Source organism: Bacillus sp. AY18-3, assembly GCF_008042305.1.
GTDB classification, from domain to species: domain Bacteria; phylum Bacillota; class Bacilli; order Bacillales; family Bacillaceae_G; genus Bacillus_A; species Bacillus_A wiedmannii.
Genome location: NZ_QKQR01000032.1, coordinates 45,079 through 64,199, shown reverse-complemented (window position 1 = coordinate 64,199; position 19,121 = coordinate 45,079). Strand labels below are relative to the sequence as shown.

Annotated in this window: 12 protein-coding genes; 2 read left to right on the top strand and 10 right to left on the bottom strand. The window is 33.8% G+C overall.

Features of this window, described 5'->3' with window-relative positions; all coding sequences use genetic code 11:
- Positions 1-3 precede the first annotated feature (3 nt).
- The 5 genes from DM800_RS24780 to DM800_RS24760 all read right to left on the bottom strand — a co-directional run bounded on the left by DM800_RS24780 (position 4) and on the right by DM800_RS24760 (position 7,287).
- Positions 4-1,578: a spore germination protein gene (locus tag DM800_RS24780; RefSeq protein ID WP_147787836.1), complete on the bottom strand. Its 1,575-nt coding sequence runs from the start codon at positions 1,576-1,578 to the stop codon at positions 4-6.
- 680 nt (positions 1,579-2,258) lie between these two features.
- Positions 2,259-3,203 carry a response regulator gene (locus DM800_RS24775; RefSeq protein ID WP_147787835.1) on the bottom strand — a complete coding sequence of 315 codons (945 nt, stop codon included), beginning with the start codon at positions 3,201-3,203 and terminating at the stop codon, positions 2,259-2,261.
- A gap of 4 nt (positions 3,204-3,207) precedes the next feature.
- Positions 3,208-4,524 carry an ATP-binding protein gene (locus DM800_RS24770; RefSeq protein ID WP_147787834.1) on the bottom strand — a complete coding sequence of 439 codons (1,317 nt, stop codon included), beginning with the start codon at positions 4,522-4,524 and terminating at the stop codon, positions 3,208-3,210.
- A 233-nt stretch (positions 4,525-4,757) separates the two neighbouring features.
- Entirely contained in the window at positions 4,758-5,738 is a 981-nt protein-coding gene (glsA, locus tag DM800_RS24765; RefSeq protein WP_147787833.1) for a glutaminase GlsA, read from the bottom strand.
- A gap of 124 nt (positions 5,739-5,862) precedes the next feature.
- Complete coding sequence (locus DM800_RS24760; protein WP_097888723.1) at positions 5,863-7,287, bottom strand: alanine/glycine:cation symporter family protein; 1,425 nt, start codon at positions 7,285-7,287, stop codon at positions 5,863-5,865.
- Positions 7,288-8,244: 957 nt separating this feature from the next.
- Here DM800_RS24760 and DM800_RS24755 point away from each other — a divergent pair.
- Both DM800_RS24755 and DM800_RS24750 read left to right on the top strand, forming a co-directional pair.
- Positions 8,245-9,396, top strand: coding sequence for an anion transporter (locus DM800_RS24755; protein WP_147787832.1), 1,152 nt, complete (start codon positions 8,245-8,247; stop codon positions 9,394-9,396).
- A 303-nt stretch (positions 9,397-9,699) separates the two neighbouring features.
- Positions 9,700-10,812, top strand: a complete 1,113-nt coding sequence (locus tag DM800_RS24750) for an RNA-guided endonuclease TnpB family protein (RefSeq protein WP_147787831.1) — start codon at positions 9,700-9,702, stop codon at positions 10,810-10,812.
- A 265-nt stretch (positions 10,813-11,077) separates the two neighbouring features.
- Here the strand turns inward: DM800_RS24750 and DM800_RS24745 are convergent, their stop codons facing one another.
- The 5 genes from DM800_RS24745 to DM800_RS24720 all read right to left on the bottom strand — a co-directional run bounded on the left by DM800_RS24745 (position 11,078) and on the right by DM800_RS24720 (position 19,062).
- Positions 11,078-11,368 carry a cytochrome gene (locus DM800_RS24745; RefSeq protein ID WP_147787830.1) on the bottom strand — a complete coding sequence of 97 codons (291 nt, stop codon included), beginning with the start codon at positions 11,366-11,368 and terminating at the stop codon, positions 11,078-11,080.
- Positions 11,369-11,711: 343 nt separating this feature from the next.
- The gene (locus DM800_RS24740; RefSeq protein WP_147787829.1) at positions 11,712-12,869 is read right to left on the bottom strand and encodes a serine hydrolase domain-containing protein; all 1,158 of its coding nucleotides are present in this window, start codon (positions 12,867-12,869) and stop codon (positions 11,712-11,714) included.
- Positions 12,870-13,367: 498 nt separating this feature from the next.
- Entirely contained in the window at positions 13,368-14,699 is a 1,332-nt protein-coding gene (locus DM800_RS24730; protein WP_147787827.1) for an erythromycin esterase family protein, read from the bottom strand.
- A gap of 433 nt (positions 14,700-15,132) precedes the next feature.
- A complete protein-coding gene (locus tag DM800_RS24725) occupies positions 15,133-16,722 on the bottom strand; it encodes a bifunctional metallophosphatase/5'-nucleotidase (RefSeq protein ID WP_147787826.1) in 1,590 nt (529 codons plus the stop codon).
- Positions 16,723-17,421: 699 nt separating this feature from the next.
- Positions 17,422-19,062 (bottom strand): catalase, encoded by a 1,641-nt coding sequence (locus tag DM800_RS24720; RefSeq protein ID WP_147787825.1) that lies wholly within the window; start codon positions 19,060-19,062, stop codon positions 17,422-17,424.
- Between the last annotated feature and the right edge of the window lie 59 nt (positions 19,063-19,121).

Below are 19,121 nucleotides of genomic sequence, written 5' to 3'. Positions count from 1 at the left end.
CAGCTACCTTTTGCGGATAGTTTTTTTAGTATGCAGTATTTTCGGTCGACGTCTCATTATTTTTAATGGCATGCGAACCATAAAATCTTTCCAGTCACTAAATCGATACGGAACAGCAGGGCTAGTATAAGGAACGCCAAAACTTTTCAGTTTCACTAAATGACTGCAAAGTAAAAGAAAGAAGAGAATAACACCATACAAGCCAAATATCGCAGCACAAAACATAGCTACAAAACGAAGAATGCGTAACGTAATTCCCACACTATATTGCGGAATAGTAAAAGAAGAAATAGCTGTTACCGCAACAACAATAACCATTATTGGACTAACAATTCCTGCTTCTACGGCAGCCTGACCAATTATTAAACCGCCCACAATTCCCATTGCAGGTCCAATCGGTTTAGGCAGACGTAAACCTGCTTCTCGTAAAACTTCGATAGCTACTTCCATAATTAACGCTTCTATTAAAGCGGGAAAAGGAACTCCTTCTCGCGATCCGATAATAGAAATAGCAAGCTTAGTGGGAATTAACCCTGGATGAAATGAAATAAAAGAAATATACAGTGCTGGAGCAAATAATGAAACAAAAGCTGTCATGAAGCGTAATAAGCGGAGAAGCGTACCAGGAATCCACCTTTCATAATAATCTTCTGGTGATTGCAGCAGCATACTAAATGTAACTGGAGCAATTAAAACAAATGGTGTTCCATCTAACAAAATAGCTACTCGACCTTCCATCAAAGCACTAATAACACGATCAGGTCGTTCTGTATTTTGAATCTGCGGAAAAGGACTGAGATAATTATCTTCAATGAGTTGCTCTATGTAACCAGATTCGAGTACACTGTCTATGTCAATTTTCTGAATTCTGTTTTTTATTTCATCCACCAATTCTGTACTAGCAAGATCTTTAATAAATGCGATAACTAACTCTTTCTTTGCACGTTCTCCTACTGGTAGCTTTACTAATGATAAGTTCTCATCCGCACAATGCCGTCGCAAAAGTGAGGTATTATCACTTAATACTTCAGTAAAACCGACCCGTGGCCCTCTGACTAATGCCTCTGATACTGGTTCTTCAATGTTTCGTTTATTTGCTTTTGTTGTACCAAGAATAAACACATCTGCTAAACCATCAATTAAGAGAGCTGTTGAACCTATCAATACTTTGGATATCAAATCTTTTATGTAATGGACTTCTGCTACTTCACTAATTGTAAGAACTTTATTTTTAATATATTCTTTTGAAACAGTCCCCTCCACATAAGAAGATTCATTTTTATATTCGTCAGAAAAATCATCCATTAGTAACTTCATAATGTGTTTGTCAATGATCTCTTTATCTGATAGACCATCAACAAAAATGATCCCAGCTTGAATATCTGTGCGTCCAATATTAAACTTCCGAAAACGAACATCAGAATTATGCCCGATCTGTTGCTTTATAAGTTCTAAGTTAGAGGCAAAATCATTTGTGAAATGAACGGTTGCATTTTGAGAAGGTTTATACTCTTGTTTCGTTTTACTTTGAATATTATTTTTCTTCACTTGTTTGTCTCTTGACTTCCACCAACTCATTCTTCCCACTCTTTCTCTGACATACGAACCCAATGAAAAAATCTTGAGATAGTATACGGAATTAAAAACAAGATAAAAGCTTGTACAAAGACTTTCCAATCTGGAAGATAAGAAGTAATTATGTTCCACATGTTTATCACCCAATTTATATACTCTGCTAGGATTGAGACTTCTAAAGAACGGTATGTACTTAATAAAAAATAACTGTAAGATTAAAGAGCAGAAAAGCGAGACATTATGCTTATTTAGTACCAATAACCTAATTAGTATAAAAACATTTCTGACCTAAAATACCATTTCCAATTATAATTTGTTAAATATTATCTCCTTTTCCTTTATTTATATGCCTGCATTTGAATTTCAAATAATATAAGTATCAATGATATTTTCTCTTAAAGAAAAAAAGATGCTAGAAGATAGCATCTTTTTTTCAATTCAACTTACTATGTAGTTATATTTTATTTTAGAAATACTCGTTTTTTAAATGAATATTAATGTGTAAAAAATACATATTCTTTTGTTCCAATTTAGTACATTTCTACCAAATTTATACATAATTTTCTGATTTTAAAACCAATATGAAATAAAGGAAACTACTCTCTTAGAAAGACTATATAAAACAAATAACATGAAAACAACTATCAATCTATTAATTGAAAATAATAATGAGCAAGAGTTTATCATCTTAATTCCAAGTGTATTCGTTTTGCTTCAAAATAAAGAACTTGAATAAATTTTTTCGTATCAATACGAGCAGGTACTGTTGGTTCATTATTCAATTCTGTCATCTTTCTCCTTACGGTAGTAAAATCAAAAAATCTAGAAGCATAATTTTCGAACTTCGGGTTTAAAAAATCAGTAAGTCCAAGGGAAGCTAAATGGTTTAATGATTGATAAATTGCTCTCCGAATCCGTTGTTTGGAAGCTTCTATAAACCTTTTTAACTCGGCGTCTTCAGCTGAATCCCCAAGTTTTTTTTGAGCTAAATTCATAAAAATCTCTTTTAGTGAGGGAAAACCTTGTTCCAACGTGTTATCTTGTTCATATTTATATAAATAATCTAGCATATCCATTAAATCTTTACTTCCACTTTCACTGGCTATTCCTAATTCAGACAAAAGAAAATGAATGGAATTTTGAAAGTGATTAAAAGTATTTAAATGTTTTTCATTACGGTATTTTTCTTGCACACTTGAATTACTATCCAATTTTAATACCATATTAAGCGATTCTTGAATGTTTTTTATCGATTTTTCCAAACGAATTCGTTCAATGACTTTCCGAACAACTGTTAAGACTTCAATCCGGTTAATTGGCTTAATAATATAGTATTCAACGCCAAGCGAATAAGCTTCAGCAATTAGCTCTTTTGATTCTACTTGAGAAACCATGATGATTTTCCCTTTAAACGAAGGCTTTATTTGACGAATTGTTTTTATTCCATCTTGAATCGGCATTAACAAATCGATAAATAAAATGTCAATCTTTTTAAGGATTGGCATGTGTTGCTCTAAAGATAAACCATCCTCAGCTTCTCCTATAACCTCTCCAAGATCTTCATCCTCGATAATTTGAGCCAACATTGAGCGAACCGCTTTTTCATCATCTACTATATAAAAATACATAGAATCACCCTTTCGAAATTATATGATCAATCCCTAATCTAATTATAAAAATTGATCCTTTTCCTTCGGTTCTGTCCTCAAGCGTAACATCACCTTCTAGTTGTTCGACCATTTCTTTAACATACGATAGTCCGATGCCTGTCGATGGATTGCCTAAATCATCATATTTAGAAGTAAAACCAGGCTCAAAAATTGAATCTTTATATTTTGAAGAAATACCTGGACCGTTATCTCCTACTCGAAATTCAACAAAATGATGGTCTTTATTAATGTCAATTGTGATGATTCCCATACCTTGGATAGCTTCTACAGCGTTTATAACGATATTATTTATAATAGATAAGATTGTATAAATATGATAATGAGGATGCACACCATCAATTTTATACACAAATTGGATATCTTTCTCTAGCAACCGTGCATATTTCGTATTTGCCCGTATAATGATGTTTACCAGTTCATGTACAGACATATAATCTGTAAAACTTTCATCAGAAATTAGTTTTGAAAGTCCCGCAAAAATGCGTTGGTTATCCTTTTTAACGTCATGGACCTCGCCAGCAATTTGTAATGCCTGTTGCCTTAAATCCTGAAACTGAAAATCCATCTGTTTATGCTCAAAAGAGTCTAAGGTTTTATATAAATCATAGGATTTTTTTGTTATATTCTCAGCATCTTGTAATGTTTTTTTTAAATGCACAGCATCTTCATATAAATTAGAGATGAGCATAAGCATATGTTCATTTTGTTTTTTTATGTGTCTCTCCCTTGATTGCGCTTCATACAATTTCATCATATTGAAAAAACTTAGAACTATAAAACTATGGGAACATGCGATAACAATGATCTCATTTATTGCCTCAGATGTGATTGATGTTTTTAATACGAAATATTGAATCATTAATTCCACACAGTCTGACAGTATTTCAATCATGCAACCAATAAAACCAATCATTAGTGGTTGATGATAAAAACGTTTGATTTTTGCTAAATGAAAGAGATACGAATACGTAAAATAAAAGAAAAAACTAGGATAGTGGGTATGAAAAGCAGCTAACCAATCCATATTTCCCTTTATAATGACATCCATTGAGATACGAAATACTACCACAACTATTGCTGTTAAAAAACCCGGTAAAAATGCTGGAACTCGTCGAAACAATAACAAAAAAAAGAAAAATGTTGGTGCACCAAAGCTCATTCTAAATGTTTCATTTAAGGGAAATGACTTTATTTCACCTACTAAGGGTACTGTAAGTATCATTAAAACGAGAATATAGATGTCTTTTTTTACTAAATTACTAAGATTCAAAATAATCACTTCTCACTTTCGCCTAACAGTCAGTATACAAACCTATTTGCATTAATACAACACTTACTCTATTTTTTTCAAAAACTGATAAATAAGATATAAACGAAAGCATTACAGATTGTGAGTATTTATTACACTCTTCTACTTTAGAAAGATACTTTATAACTCAAAAATGTTCAGACACAATATAAGGTCTGAACACTTTTGGACTCGCTCTGACACCAAAATATCTGTGCTCCTTTTTAAAATATACTTAAATCCCATTCTTTTGCAATATGTTCTAACAACATAACTCCTGGTAAACTATTCCCATATTCATCAATAGCCGGTCCGTAAATACCAATACCACATCCATCTTGGAACGGTAAATCCTTCCTAGATTTTGAGGGAACAAGTGTCATAATTCCGCCGGATACCCCACTTTTAGCTGGTAATCCAATGAAAGCAGCAAATTTGCCAGAAGCATTGTACATTCCACAAGTAAGCATTAAAGCTTTTGTTAACCTAGCTACTTCTTTAGGGAGCACTTGTTCTTTGCGCATAGGATGATATCCGTCATGTGCTAGTATAAGCCCTATTAAGGCAATATCTTCTGTATTTATTTCAATCGAACATTGTTTTAGGTAAACCTCTAGTGTCTCCTCCACATCTGACTCTAGAAAACCGTTCTCCTTTAAATAGTATGCTAATGCTCTATTACGATGAGCCGTTTCCCATTCCGATTGAAATACTATTTCATTAATAGCAGGACGCTTCTCTATCATTTTCTCAATTAATACGTATATAGATTCTAATTTTTCTTGCACTGATGTCCCTGGCAAAAGTGAAGCTATCGTAATCGCTCCAGCATTAATCATAGGATTAAAAGGTTTTCCTGGTTTATGTATCTCTAAACGAATAATTGAATTGAAAGCATCTCCAGTTGGCTCTACGTCAACTCGTTCTAATACATAAGAAATACCACGACTTAAACAAGCGGCTATAAAACCGATTACTTTTGATATACTTTGTAATGTGAAGGGTACCTCCCAATCTCCTGAATTTATCATTGTTCCATCTGGCTTTACTATACAAATACCTAACTGCGATACATTTATTTCTCCCAAAGCTGGAATATAACTGGCGCTTCGTCCCTTAGCTGCATACGTTCGATAATGAGCTACCCATTGATCTAAGCAAACTTTTTCTTGACCTTCAATTTGAACGCTATAATCTTTTATCATTTAAAAATATTCCCCCGTACTATTAGCTTTATATAAAATACTTTTTTCTTTAATATCATCGATACTATTTGCACTAGAACCAAGAAAAATATTCAGACATATTGCAGTCTGAATATTTTTCTTATTACACACTTTTCTTTTTTGAAGTTTTCTCATAACTATCCCAACATTCAATATTTTCAAGTCCTTTAATGTTTTCTTTATAAAAAATAGGATCTTTACCAGCTTTTTTCTGGTTTATATAATCTTGTAACGCCGCAAATGCTACTTTTGAAAGTAAGGTAATAGCAATTAAATTAATAATAACCATAAAGCCCATAAATAAATCCGCTAAATCCCATACAATTTGGATCTTTGCAACAGAACCAAATACAATCATAGCCAACACACTTATTCTGTATATCATTAACCACACTTTACTTGTATGTAAGAAGCGAATATTTGTTTCACCATAATAATAGTTGCCAATTAACGCACCAAATCCAAATAAAAAAACAAAGATAGCAAGACAACCCGATGCCCAAGGACCTATGTGTTCACTTAATGCTGCTTGTGTAAGTGCAATACCATTTAACCCCGGTTGTTTATATGCATCAGACAGCAAAATAATAAAGGCGGTGCTAGTACAAATGATTAGTGTATCCGTTAATACACCAAATGCTTGAATCAGTCCTTGTTTCACCGGATGACTTGTTGTTGCTGTTGCGGCAACGTTTGGTGCACTTCCCATACCAGCTTCATTTGAGAATAAACCGCGTTTAACTCCATTCATAAGTGCTGCACCAATTGAACCGCCTGCTATTTGTTTAAAACCAAATGCGTTTTGAACAATAAGAGAAAGAACTTCCGGCATTTTTGATATGTTGGTAACTACAACAAATAATGCAACTCCAATGTATAATACCGCTAAAAATACCACCTTGTATTCAGCCATTTTTGCAATACGTTGTACACCACCAAAAATAATCGCAGCAAAAGCAATGGCCATGATTATCCCAACTGTTAGACGATCTGTACCAAATGAGTTTTGAAAAGCAATTGTAACTGTATTTGATTGTACTGAATTGAATACAAGTCCAAAAGTAATTGTGATTAAAATAGAGAATAATACTCCCATCCAACGTTTATTCAACCCTTTTTCCATATAATAGGATGGACCACCGCGGAAACCAGTTTTATCTTTTACTTTATATATCTGTGCTAATGTGCTTTCGACAAAACTAGATGCCGAGCTAATAATAGAAATAATCCACATCCAAAATACAGCTCCAGGACCACCTAATGCAATTGCAATAGCAATTCCTGTAATATTCCCTGTCCCAACGCGGGCTGCCATACCAATACAAAACGCTTGAAAAGGAGAGATTTGATCTTTAGAACCACTTTTCCCCTCCATTAATACACGGACCATCTCTTTTAACATTCGAAACTGTACAAAATTCAATTTAAATGTAAAATAAATTCCGCAAATAACAAGCATAATAATTAACAATTTAGACCATAAAAAATCATTTGTTGATCCGACTAAATCTACAAAAAAACTTTCCATATTATCACTCCATAACAAATTTTTTATATCATAATCTATATAAAATCACCTATATTTCCTGGTATAAATACCTCTTTCATATTCAAATACAACAAGGATAAAAGTTTTCTATATTAATAGGATTGACCTGTTAAGCAAACATCACAACATGTAACTGTAAAACTGAAATTTTGAAGAACTTAACGTTTATACACCCGTTGCTCTATCCCCTTCTGTAAAACTAATATTCTTATCCACTAATGTTGTTGTACTATTATGTTTGTTTCGTTTACCGGTGATTTACATTTAAATCATAAAATCAATAGTGATTAACTGGTTATTTGTTAATTTTCTCAAGAACATGAAAATATCTCCTTTCTCACTACTAATCTCAAAAATAGGCTAGATAAAAAATTTATAGAAAAACTATGAAGCGCTTTCAAACTTCAACTAAGAGAAGCTTGTCTTTAATTTATAATTAAAAGTACAGAATGTTACGAAAAAGTACAGATTTTTATAAAAATAAAAAAATATTTTAAGATTTTTCATCTAAAAAACAGTGAGATTTTGTGAATTTTATACAGTATCCAAACGTCGCGGATTCTGTTCTACCTAACCTTTGACAAGCCTCTATTTTCTTCATATAAACATGCATACTTTTTCTCTTTTAGAAGTTCATATAAATTATTTGAAATCAAGAATCACCAGAATATTATAGGAATATTTAAAAAATAAAACATTTAATTTATTTATGGTATCATACAAAAAACATTTGTTTTCTCAATTAATCCCCCTAGCTGGATTCGTCTATATTGCACATATTTACAACATTAAAGACACTAAGAAAAAAAGGATTTTGTTGAAGGGATGAAACATTACAAAACTCTTATTTAGGGCCTTATGTCATCCTCTTTTCTAGCAATATCGAGTTATCCCCAAAAACGTATATTTACTAACATAAATTACAGGTGGTGTATTGTGAAAGAAATAGTATTTGTTCAAAATAAAAAAAGACTCCTTATGAAATTCGAATTTTTAAAAAAGGATTTAGTACTTACCATTTCACTGATACTAGCAATTGTAAGCTGCTTCATATATTCGCCAAAGATCGAATATATTAACTTTGAAGTGTTAATTAGCTTATTTAATCTGATGGTAGCCATTAAGGCCTTGGAACAGCTAAAGATATTAGAAAAACTTGCCATTGCGATTTTAAATAAATGCAATAACAGCAGGTCAATATCTATTATTCTAATTTTGTTATGCTTTATTTGCTCCATGTTTGTAACAAATGATGTCGCTCTCCTCACTTTTGTACCAATAACACTTGTCATTAGTAAAAAAACACAAATAAACATGATGGATACAATCATCCTGCAGACAATTGCGGCAAACATCGGTAGTAGCTTGATGCCTATGGGAAACCCACAAAATTTATACTTATATTCTTACTATGGAATTAAGCTCATCCCATTTTTAGGTTCAATCCTGCTTTTAGCTGTACTTGGAATTAGTTTGTTGTTTATATTTACTCAAAAACTTCAAAAAACAGATTTAAAAATAGAACTACCTGTTATTACCGTGAAGAATCGAAAAAAAGCTACCATCTGGGTTTTGATACTTATCACTATCATTGCATCTATTTTTGGTTTCATTAATTATTACATTGCGCTAATAGTTACATTGATGGCAGCTTTTACGTTAGATAGAAACTTACTATTAAAGGTTGATTACTTTCTTCTAATAACCTTTGTCTGTTTTTTTATTTTTATTGGAAACATTTCTCATTCTGATGCGCTGGAGACCTTTGCTCGCGCTAATTTAAGAGGAGATACTTCAGTCTTCTTTAGTTCCATATTTTTGAGTCAATTGATTAGCAATTTTCCTACTTCAATTCTTCTATCAAACTTTACTTCTGATTGGAAAGCTTTATTACTAGGAGTAAATATTGGAGGGCTTGGAACAATTATCGCATCTTTAGCCAGTGTAATTTCCTATAAACTATTCACTCAAGCCAATGGTAAAGAGAGTAAAGCGTATTTAATTAAATTTAGCATTTACAACTTTTCATTTTTAATCATACTTACATGTATACAATACTTTATCTTTAAATTTCTAAAAATTTTTTAAAAAATTGATTACTTCAGAAAAACCCAAATATCTCAGCATTAAATTGAGAAATTTGGGTTTTAACATATTATCCGAAAGAAGTCTCCTTCCTCAGGCGTGTGAAAGACGATAGTCTAGCGGCAGGTGGGAGATGAATTTCGGTTTAGCGTAGCCAAACATTGGGTTTTCCTATTTATTTCGCCTCTGATATAATCAGTCTTATAAGAGGGGAATTTTGATATAACAATGAAAGTAGATAATAATCTTGTAGTGTTCAGGTTGTGTGATCACCGTCATAGCTTATGGAAAATGAGGTGAATGGATATGCCAAAGCAGAATAAGGCGTATAAATTTCGTCTGTATCCAACAGAAGAACAAGCACATCTCATACGAAAAACATTCGGGTGTGTACGTTTTGTGTATAACAAAATGCTGGCTGAACGAAAAGAAGTATATGAAAAATATAAAGGGAACAAGGAAGAACTGAAGAAACAAAAATTCCCTACTCCTGCAAAATATAAGACAGAGTATGAATGGTTGAAAGAAGTTGATTCATTGGCATTAGCCAACGCGCAATTAAACTTGCAAACTGCGTATAAGAATTTTTTTAGTGGTCAAAGTGATTTTCCTACATTCAAAAGTAAAAAGAGTAGAAAATCCTATACAACGAATCGAGTAAACGGAAATATTATGTTATTTCATGGTTATATCAAATTACCAAAGTTGAAAATGGTGAAACTGAAGCAGCATAGAGAAATCCCGCCAAAACATATCATCAAATCGTGTACGATTTCGATGACACCTACTGGCAAATACTATGTGTCCATCTTGACTGAATATGAAAAAGAGATTGTACAAAAAGAAGTACAAACTTTAGTTGGATTAGACTTCGCAATGGCTGAATTGTATGTGAGTAGCGAAGATGAGAAAGCCAATTATCCTCACTTTTATCGTCAGATGTTAGAGAAATTAGCGAAGGCACAACGAGTATTAGCAAGACGTGTGAAAGGTTCAGAACGCTGGAATAAACAACGCATTCGTGTAACGAAATTGCATGAAAAGGTCGCCAATCAACGTAAAAATTTTCTTCATCGTAAGTCTAAAGAATTAGCTGCGAATTTTGATGTTGTAGCAATCGAAGACTTACATATGAAAGGAATGTCACGAGCATTTAGATTTGGTAAGAGTGTAGCGGACAACGGTTGGAGGATGTTCACGACATTTTTAGCATATAAGCTACAAGAACAAGGAAAACAGCTTGTAAAAATAGATAAATGGTTTCCTTCTACAAAGATGTGTAGTAATTGTGGAAATAAAAAAGAAATGCCATTATGTGAACGCACCTATGCGTGTTCGTGTGGACTCACAATCAGTCGCGACTATAACGCAGCGATCAATATCAAAAAAGAAGCCATCCGCTTATTAGTGTTGGCATAAATAGTAACAAAATAACCTTTGGAACAAGGGAGTTAGCTCGGCTGTCCTAGGACAAATTCGTTAGCTATCAAAAGTAGCGATGAACCGAGAAGCCCCTACTTCAAGTAAGCTCGTAAGAGGTACTAAGTGGTGGGTAGTTCACTATTTTGAGATGTTCCCAAAGCAAAACTCTTTTAGCTTTTACGTTATTTATTAGAATTCGGTTCATTTTTTATGCACTCAGTTATATAATAAATGACTGAATTTACAGAGTAATAACTTTCAATTAATAATAAAAATATAGCTTATTACAATAGTATTTCATTTTTGAAGTCCTCTTCACAAAATCCTTGATGTCCCTCAATTTTTTTCCGCTAATATTATCTTTGATGGTTGAATCTAGTTCAATTTCTAATTTTACAAATGCTGCTCCTACACAATTATAGATACTTGATCCAAAAGCAAGTTGTTTTGCAGTACCACTAAATGCCTTTTTAATATCAATGTCAGGACGATAAACGTTGAATTTATCAGATCTTTCAAATACGTTAGAGTCACAATTCGTTGCACCAATCATACAGTAGTATCCACATAACTAGTTACATCCTCCTTTTTTCTATTGTAAATAGCTTCACAATAAAAGCTGTTAAACGAAAAAATTGCGAAGTCTTAAATTAGACTTCGCAATTTATATAAATTTACAATTAGTGACAATACCCATACAAATACAATAGTATATATAATAATCACCCATTATATGTGTTGCTCTTTTAAACGACCAATGCATAAACCAAACCTTTTACTTAGCCATCTCTTATAGTTGGTTTGAGTGTTTCTATATACTTAACCCCCTCTATACTCATTTCAAGCGATAATCTATTCCGATGGAAATTACAAATGATAAAATTTATCTGTTTTTCCTACTTGCTAAATTCAGCAAGTAAAATATCTTTAAAAAATTCCGGATTATGAATGTTTAAACTGTTCGCATTGATAGCAAATGTACGTTTTCCTCCAAGTGTTCCACCAACAAAAGTGGAAAACCCTGGAACGGCACCCCTGTGTCCCCATACCGTAACACCGTTCGGAAGCTTAATTTCAAGAATTCCAAGGCCATATCTAGTTCCCTCTCTTTCTGTAGGAACTGTAGTAAGCATTTGTTTTAGTTGCTGTTCCTTCAGTAATTTGCCACTGAGTAAGTAAGAGAAGAATTTGTTTAAGTCGTCAGCATTAGAAATCATATCTCCATCCGAGCTACCTGGGTTAATATAAGTAACGTCTTTTAGCTCACTGGCTCCGTCTAGTTGCAAATATCCACGTGCATGCTTGGTGCCTGGAATCACGCTTGAATTGCCAGGTAGGAATGTATTTGACAAATCAAGCGGTTCAATAATCCGATTTTCAACCTCTTCCGCATAGCTGTTTCCTGTTACTTTTTCGATAAGGATCCCCAGTATTACGTATCCTGTGTTTGAATAAGACCAACCCTTCCCTGGAGCAAAGTTTGGTGGAAGAGAAATCCCCATCTTTACAAATTCTTCAGCCGTATACGATTTTTTTATATCCGTAATATCAAAATCTTTTGAATTTATATAGTCAGCAATACCACTTGTATGATTCAATAGTTGCCGGATCGTAATCTGGTTACCATCATATCCGTTTCCTTGAATGACACCAGGCAACCATTTTTCAATAGGGTCGTCTAAATTTAAACGGTTCTCTCCAGATAATTGAAGTAGAACTGTTGCAATGAACGTTTTCGTCACACTGCCAATACGAAAGCGAAAATCTGCTTTCATTGGTTTCTTAGTTCTCAGATCCGCTACCCCAGCAGTATAACTCCAAGTTTTACCACCCTTAGAAATTTGAGCGAGTATTCCCGGGTATCCTAGTTGCAGTGTATCCCGCATTGCTTTCTTAACGGAAGTACGATCGCTTTGAGCACTTGTTTGTAACGAACTAGATACATTTTGCGTGGGTTCTGCTTTTACAATTGAGGCTGGTGGTATGTATAACAGAGAACTTCCAGCTATTAAAAGTGCTAGACTTGCACATGTAATTTTACTGCGTGTTTTCATAAAGCATTCCTCTCTTCTATTAAAATTGTATAGATAGTTGATAGCTGTGTCATATACGAACCAAACAGCTATCCATTCTCCCAATGATGAAAAAGCAACAATGCATTTGCAATCATTGTACTCATTATTTTCACAAAACACTCTTGTTACTGATTGTTTTATATGTAGGCCGTACTTCCCCCCCCTTCACGCCTCCTTATATTTTTATCCTACACAATGAAAATCTCTTTTTCCTTACCTATCCCTTACGAATTCCTTACATTCGAAATCGTTTCTATAATAATAGGATTGCAGTAGCATCTGTGCTCGAAAGTGCAAAAAAACACCGATGTCGCTTCAGTGTTTTTTCGCGCTTTAAATATTGAATATTCTTTTTACTCTTAACAAGTTACATTGCTGATTTTTTCTAATATGATTATTTTTCTTGCTATATAACAAAATTTCATAGCGCTATATGAAACATTTATCACGTTGTCATTAAGACATATGATTCTACTTTTATTGATGCACTTGAGATGGACTCACTTTTTGAATTTGAACAAGTATATCAAATGATTTCCCTAATGATATATCAACAGTTTTAGGTATAGTAGGCCCTTCGGTAGTTATCCCCGCGAAAATTGGATGTTGTTCGTTTAACCAAGTTCTTGTCACTCCGTTCGCCTTACGTAAATCAATAAAAAATTGATCTTTTTTAACTTGTCCGAAGGTGTAGTTATAACTGTTTGGATCATCTGATTTTAATGTTCCATAAGGGCCAAATTCACCGTCACTATTATAAACATTATATTGTCCTTCATAAACTGATGTTCCAATAGATACATACCGTTTCCCATAGTATTCTGCTAAATGCTGCCCAGCTACTTTAGGGTATATAAAAGGAATCATATTTGTTTTCGAAACGTGCCCATTATGTCCCCATACAATGGTTTTTCCTAAATGTTCTTCAGTCCACTTCGCATTTTCATACATTGCGATATCATGTTTCAAAAAAATATCCGATGTTTTATCAGGAGGTGACGCTAACATTGTAGTGAACTGTTCAATAATACGGGCATTTTGTTTTATCCATGCGAACTCTTTGGATTTTCCATTTAGATAACTTTTATTTTGTTCTAATAAAGCACTGATTTGTTTAGCATCTGAAATATACTTTTCTTTTTCTTCTTTCGAAAGAATCTCAAAAGTATTCATATCCTTTGTTACAGTAATAAGACCTTTTATCTTCGCTTCTATTCTAGGCACAAGATCTGAATTGTTCCTCTTTACATATTCTATTATATTATTATAAACATTCTCATTTACTGATTGAATATCCATCCCGATGACACGCACTTTAGATTTATGTTTTGGATTAGCATTATATTGCCGAATCCAATCAAGTAAATCCAACATTTCTTTCGTTTTAAATGTAGGTGATAGATGTTGGATTGGGTTTCCCTTACCAGTAAGAACATATCGATCAAGTTCCAAAGCTCTGTCCCACCCCTCTTCTAAAACTAAGTTGGTAAAGCCCTTTTCAGATACTAAGTAATTAACAATACGGTGTTTCATCGTAAAAACTTCATGAGCCCCATGTGTTGCTTCACCTAAACCTACGATTGAAGCTGAACCTACCATATTCTTAAGTGGTTTTAAATCATTAAGAGATGCAGTTGGATTAGTTGTTTTTAAAGGCTTTGCATGTGCTTCTAACCATCCCGCTATTTGATTTGTATTGTAGGGAGCTGTAACAGAAACTTCTATTTTCGAATCTGCATAAGTACTTCCTACAAAATTAGTCAGTATTATAGCAGAAGCACTAAGTGCAATAATTATTTTCTTTTTCATAAAAACCTCCTGAAATACTAATTTATTAATTTTTGACATACTATAAGGACTACCGTTTAATACCATTACCTCTCTTATTACTGTTAAGATACATTTATTCTAATTCCTCAAACTCACTTATTTCTTAATAGGTTCTTAAGAAATCCTTAATTCACTCATACGAATATAAAACTACATGAGCTTCAATCCATTATAGTGTAGTTAATATTGGGCTAATATGAAGTTCCAAATTTTAATTATTTGTAGTCTCTTCATCATAGAGTTAATTTAGGGGTTATTTTTTGTCTACTCCATTGTTTTCTGCACTCTGCATCTAGACGGTATACCCATTGGCCACAGTAAGACTTTATTTCAAGCCCATAAAAAATAGATTACCTGCACACGAAAAAGTTAGCGTACAGGTAATCTATTTGTTTTTGAGACTAATAAAAATCTAATTTATTTTTTGAATTCTTCCATCAATAACAGATTGAATTGGTTCTTTTGATTTTTTTATATAATCTACTAATGCTTCAAAATCAGTTGGTCCTGTTTCAGCATCTTTACCGTTTTTAAAGGATACAAACCCATCTCCACCTGAAGCTAGAAATGCGTTCGCAACGACGCTGTAAGTTTGAGAAGGAATAATTTCTTCTCCATTTGTTAGGCGAATACTTGTTACTTTTTCTCCATTAGGCTTGTTCGCATCCCAAGTGTATTGGATTCCTGAAATTTGAAGCATTCTTGTTATGTCTTTTTGCCATTGTTGATTTAAAATATCACGAATATCTTGACCTGTTAAATTTACTTTTATTAATTGATTTCCGAATGGTTGAATACCATATATCTCTCCCCATGTAATATCACCAGCATCTAAGTCATTACGAATACCACCAGGATTCATAAGTGCAATTTGAGATTGCATTGTTGTACGCTGGGCATCAGCAACTAAATTTCCAAGAGTAGATTCACCAGCCGTATTGAGTTTGCGATCTAGTGGAGCAATAGACTTACCTACAACTTCATTAACAAGAGGTGCGATTTTTGCTTGATATTTCTCCATCTTCTTCTTTATTTTTTTATCAGGCTCCATGCCTTCATGGTAAGTTGTAACAATTTCTGCTTTTTTCTCAACAATATCTTGTGTTTTACGATCAATCTTTACATCAACATCAGCAAAAGCCATACCATAAGAATTTGCTTGTACGACAAGTTTATTATTAACAGTTCCATTTACATAAGTGTGGCTATGCCCACCAAAAATAACATCGACTTCTGGATCAGTCTCATTTGCTAATCGGACAATATCACCATTTGTTACGCCGTTCCCATCTGTTGTACCTCCGTTATGCGCAAGAACAACAATAGATTTAACGCCTAGTTTTTTTAATTGCTTTACGGATTTGTTAATAGCTTCAACTTCATCTGTAATTTCCACATTCTTTAGCATAGTAGGCATAACAAGATTAGGAACATCCGTTGTTACGACTCCGATAAATCCAACAGGAACTCCTTGTACCTTTTTTATAGTGAATGGTGGTAAAAATAAACGACCAGTGGATTTATTATAGAAATTTGCAGCCACATATGGGAATTTTGCTCCTTTAAAATTCCCTGTTTTCTCATGGTATCCACCATAAATAAGGCGATTCATTTCCGCAACACCTTCATCGAATTCATGATTCCCTATAGTTCCAACATCGAATTTCAAATCATTTAGAAATTCAATCGTAGGTTCGTCTTGTAATAATGCTGAAACAGGAGTACTTGCTCCAACAACATCGCCAGCATGTACCTTTAATGTATTCGGATTTTGTTTTTCACGATCACGTAAATAAGCCCCTAAGTACTCAATACCCCCTGCATCTTTATTGTTAATTTTTTTTACAGTGTCTAGTTGCCCATGAAAATCGTTAATACCGAGCATTTGCACATCTATGTAGCGGTTTGGTTCTGTACTTGCTTGGGCTGAAGGCGCAGCAAATACACTAGTAAAAGTAACTGTACTTAATGCTAAAGCAACTGGAATGATTTTTTTCAACATAAATTTCTCTCCCCTAATTAAAATCTGACATAATACGATGTTATTTTAATATATTAAGAGAATTATTTCCACAAAAATTCTACCAATTATAAAAATTAATAAGATTTTATTGTTTTCTGACAAGATATTTCTTCCTCAAAAATGCGATGTTGTAAAACGACAATTTTAAATGGGAGATGATTATTTGTAGGCTGTAGCCTACACTTTTGGATTAGGATATAAAGATCCCCCACCCAACTTAAGAAACTTCACTACACAAAAGAAGAATATGTGCATTTCTTTATTTTGAGGACTATTCAAAATATTATCTTGATAGTGATATAGCAATCCACCTAAGAGACCTAAAAAACTCTAATCAATACATTTTAGCTGTTAAGAAGAATATTCAATTCGAAACTAATGGAGATTTTTCAACCTAACATCCCGATATCACTATTTAGAAATGAACAAAAATTTCGTTATGGAAGATTTCAATTCTTTAAATTGATTACAGTAGTGCACTACTCCGCATTTAAAAAGATGCTCCTGGATTTATCCAAGAGCATCTTTTATAAAGCTTTATTTTTACTTGTTTATCAACTATCTTATGATATTTAGTACCTCTCATATTTTTAAACAAAACTACTTAGTAATCGTATGAAAGGCTGCCTAACCATTTTTACAGCACCTCTAAGTATATCCTATTGTGCTTACGTCTAATTAATAAGGATCTGATTCATGGCTTTTCTTCACTGCATCTTTTGTTGCTTCGTTTGCAGCTAATGAACCTTGGCCATATTTTGATTTACTTACTTCGCGACCTGGAAGTTTGTTTTCCGTTTTAGCTTCTTTCATTTTCTTTTCAATACCCTCTTTGACACGACGGCCATAATCTTCATCAGCTTGTGTGAAGTGTTCAATCATCGCATTCTGAATTCTTTTGTCACATACTGCAAGTGCTTCAGATAGATTTTTAACCAACTCATTTCGCTCCCACTCCTCAAAACTACGATATGTGTGACCCGCTTGACCATAATTATTAGGACGATCGATTGGTGCACTCATAGCAGCCGCATTGTAAGTCGGTTGGTGTGGATGATGCTTTTCTTGTTTTGCATCTTTATAACCACCCAGCATAGATGGCTCATAGTTAATATGCGGATTTTCTCCAGACTCTTTCGGATTACGCATATCCATTTGACCACGATGTTGATTTGTACGAACAGGTGCCTTAGGTGCATTTACAGGTAATTGCAGATAGTTTGCACCGACGCGATAACGTTGAGTATCTGAATAAGAGAAAGTACGACCTTGTAGCATTTTATCATCTGAGAAGTCCATACCATCAACAAGTACTCCTGTACCAAAAGCAGCTTGTTCAATTTCCGAATGGTAATCAACTGGATTACGATCAAGAACCATACGTCCTACTGGTAACCATGGGAACTGCTCCTCTGGCCAAAGCTTCGTATCATCAAGAGGATCAAAATCGAGTTCTGGATGATAATCATCCTCCATAATTTGTACAAATAGCTCCCACTCTGGATAATCTTTACGTTCAATTGCTTCATATAAATCTTGTGTTGCATGACTAACATTCATTGCTTGAATACTGTTTGCATCTTCTTGTGTTAAATTTCGAATTCCCTGCTTCGGCTCCCAATGATATTTCACCAATACAGCTTCGCCTTTTTCATTTACCCATTTATAAGTGTTTACACCAGATCCCTGCATATGGCGATATGTTGCTGGAATACCCCATGGAGAAAATAAAAATGTAATCATATGTGTTGCCTCTGGGGTACGAGAAACAAAGTCAAACATCCGCTGAGGATTCGACACATTCGAAACTGGATCAACCTTAAATGCGTGAATCATATCTGGGAACTTCATCGCATCACGAATAAAGAAAATCTTCAAATTATTCCCTACTAAATCCCAGTTACCATCTTCCGTATACATTTTCACTGCAAAACCTCGTGGATCCCTTGCTGTTTCTGGTGAGTCCTTGGCTCCAGCTACTGTAGAAAAACGAACCATTAACGGTGTTTTTTTACCAGCCCCTGAAAATACTTTCGCACGAGTATATTTTTCTGCCGGCTCATCTCCAACTTTTCCATAGGTTTCAAAATACCCAAATGCTCCAGCTCCTCGCGCATGTACTACACGTTCCGGAACCTCTTCTCGATCAAAATGAGAAATTTTTTCGATGAAATGATAATTTTCAAGTGTTGCTGGCCCACGATTCCCAATTGTTCGGATATTTTGATTATCCTTCACAGGGTGCCCCTGTCGTGTTGTCAATGTCTCACGTTTCACGTCTTGTTCATCTAGAGAATTCATATCCTGGTTTTCTGCCATAATTGAAAACCTCCTCAAAATTATTCATTTTTAGGTATTTCCATTTATTAGAAAAAATA

What these genes read in the sequence shown, in the direction of transcription:
- DM800_RS24725 (WP_147787826.1), bottom strand. Translation starts at nt 16,722, where the DNA reads ATGTTGAAAAAAATCATTCCAGTTGCTTTAGCATTAAGTACAGTTACT.
- DM800_RS24780 (WP_147787836.1), bottom strand. Translation starts at nt 1,578, where the DNA reads ATGAGTTGGTGGAAGTCAAGAGACAAACAAGTGAAGAAAAATAATATT.
- DM800_RS24720 (WP_147787825.1), bottom strand. Translation starts at nt 19,062, where the DNA reads ATGGCAGAAAACCAGGATATGAATTCTCTAGATGAACAAGACGTGAAA.
- DM800_RS24750 (WP_147787831.1), top strand. Translation starts at nt 9,700, where the DNA reads ATGCCAAAGCAGAATAAGGCGTATAAATTTCGTCTGTATCCAACAGAA.
- DM800_RS24760 (WP_097888723.1), bottom strand. Translation starts at nt 7,287, where the DNA reads ATGGAAAGTTTTTTTGTAGATTTAGTCGGATCAACAAATGATTTTTTA.
- DM800_RS24740 (WP_147787829.1), bottom strand. Translation starts at nt 12,869, where the DNA reads ATGAAAACACGCAGTAAAATTACATGTGCAAGTCTAGCACTTTTAATA.
- DM800_RS24745 (WP_147787830.1), bottom strand. Translation starts at nt 11,368, where the DNA reads ATGATTGGTGCAACGAATTGTGACTCTAACGTATTTGAAAGATCTGAT.
- DM800_RS24775 (WP_147787835.1), bottom strand. Translation starts at nt 3,203, where the DNA reads ATGTATTTTTATATAGTAGATGATGAAAAAGCGGTTCGCTCAATGTTG.
- glsA (WP_147787833.1), bottom strand. Translation starts at nt 5,738, where the DNA reads ATGATAAAAGATTATAGCGTTCAAATTGAAGGTCAAGAAAAAGTTTGC.
- DM800_RS24730 (WP_147787827.1), bottom strand. Translation starts at nt 14,699, where the DNA reads ATGAAAAAGAAAATAATTATTGCACTTAGTGCTTCTGCTATAATACTG.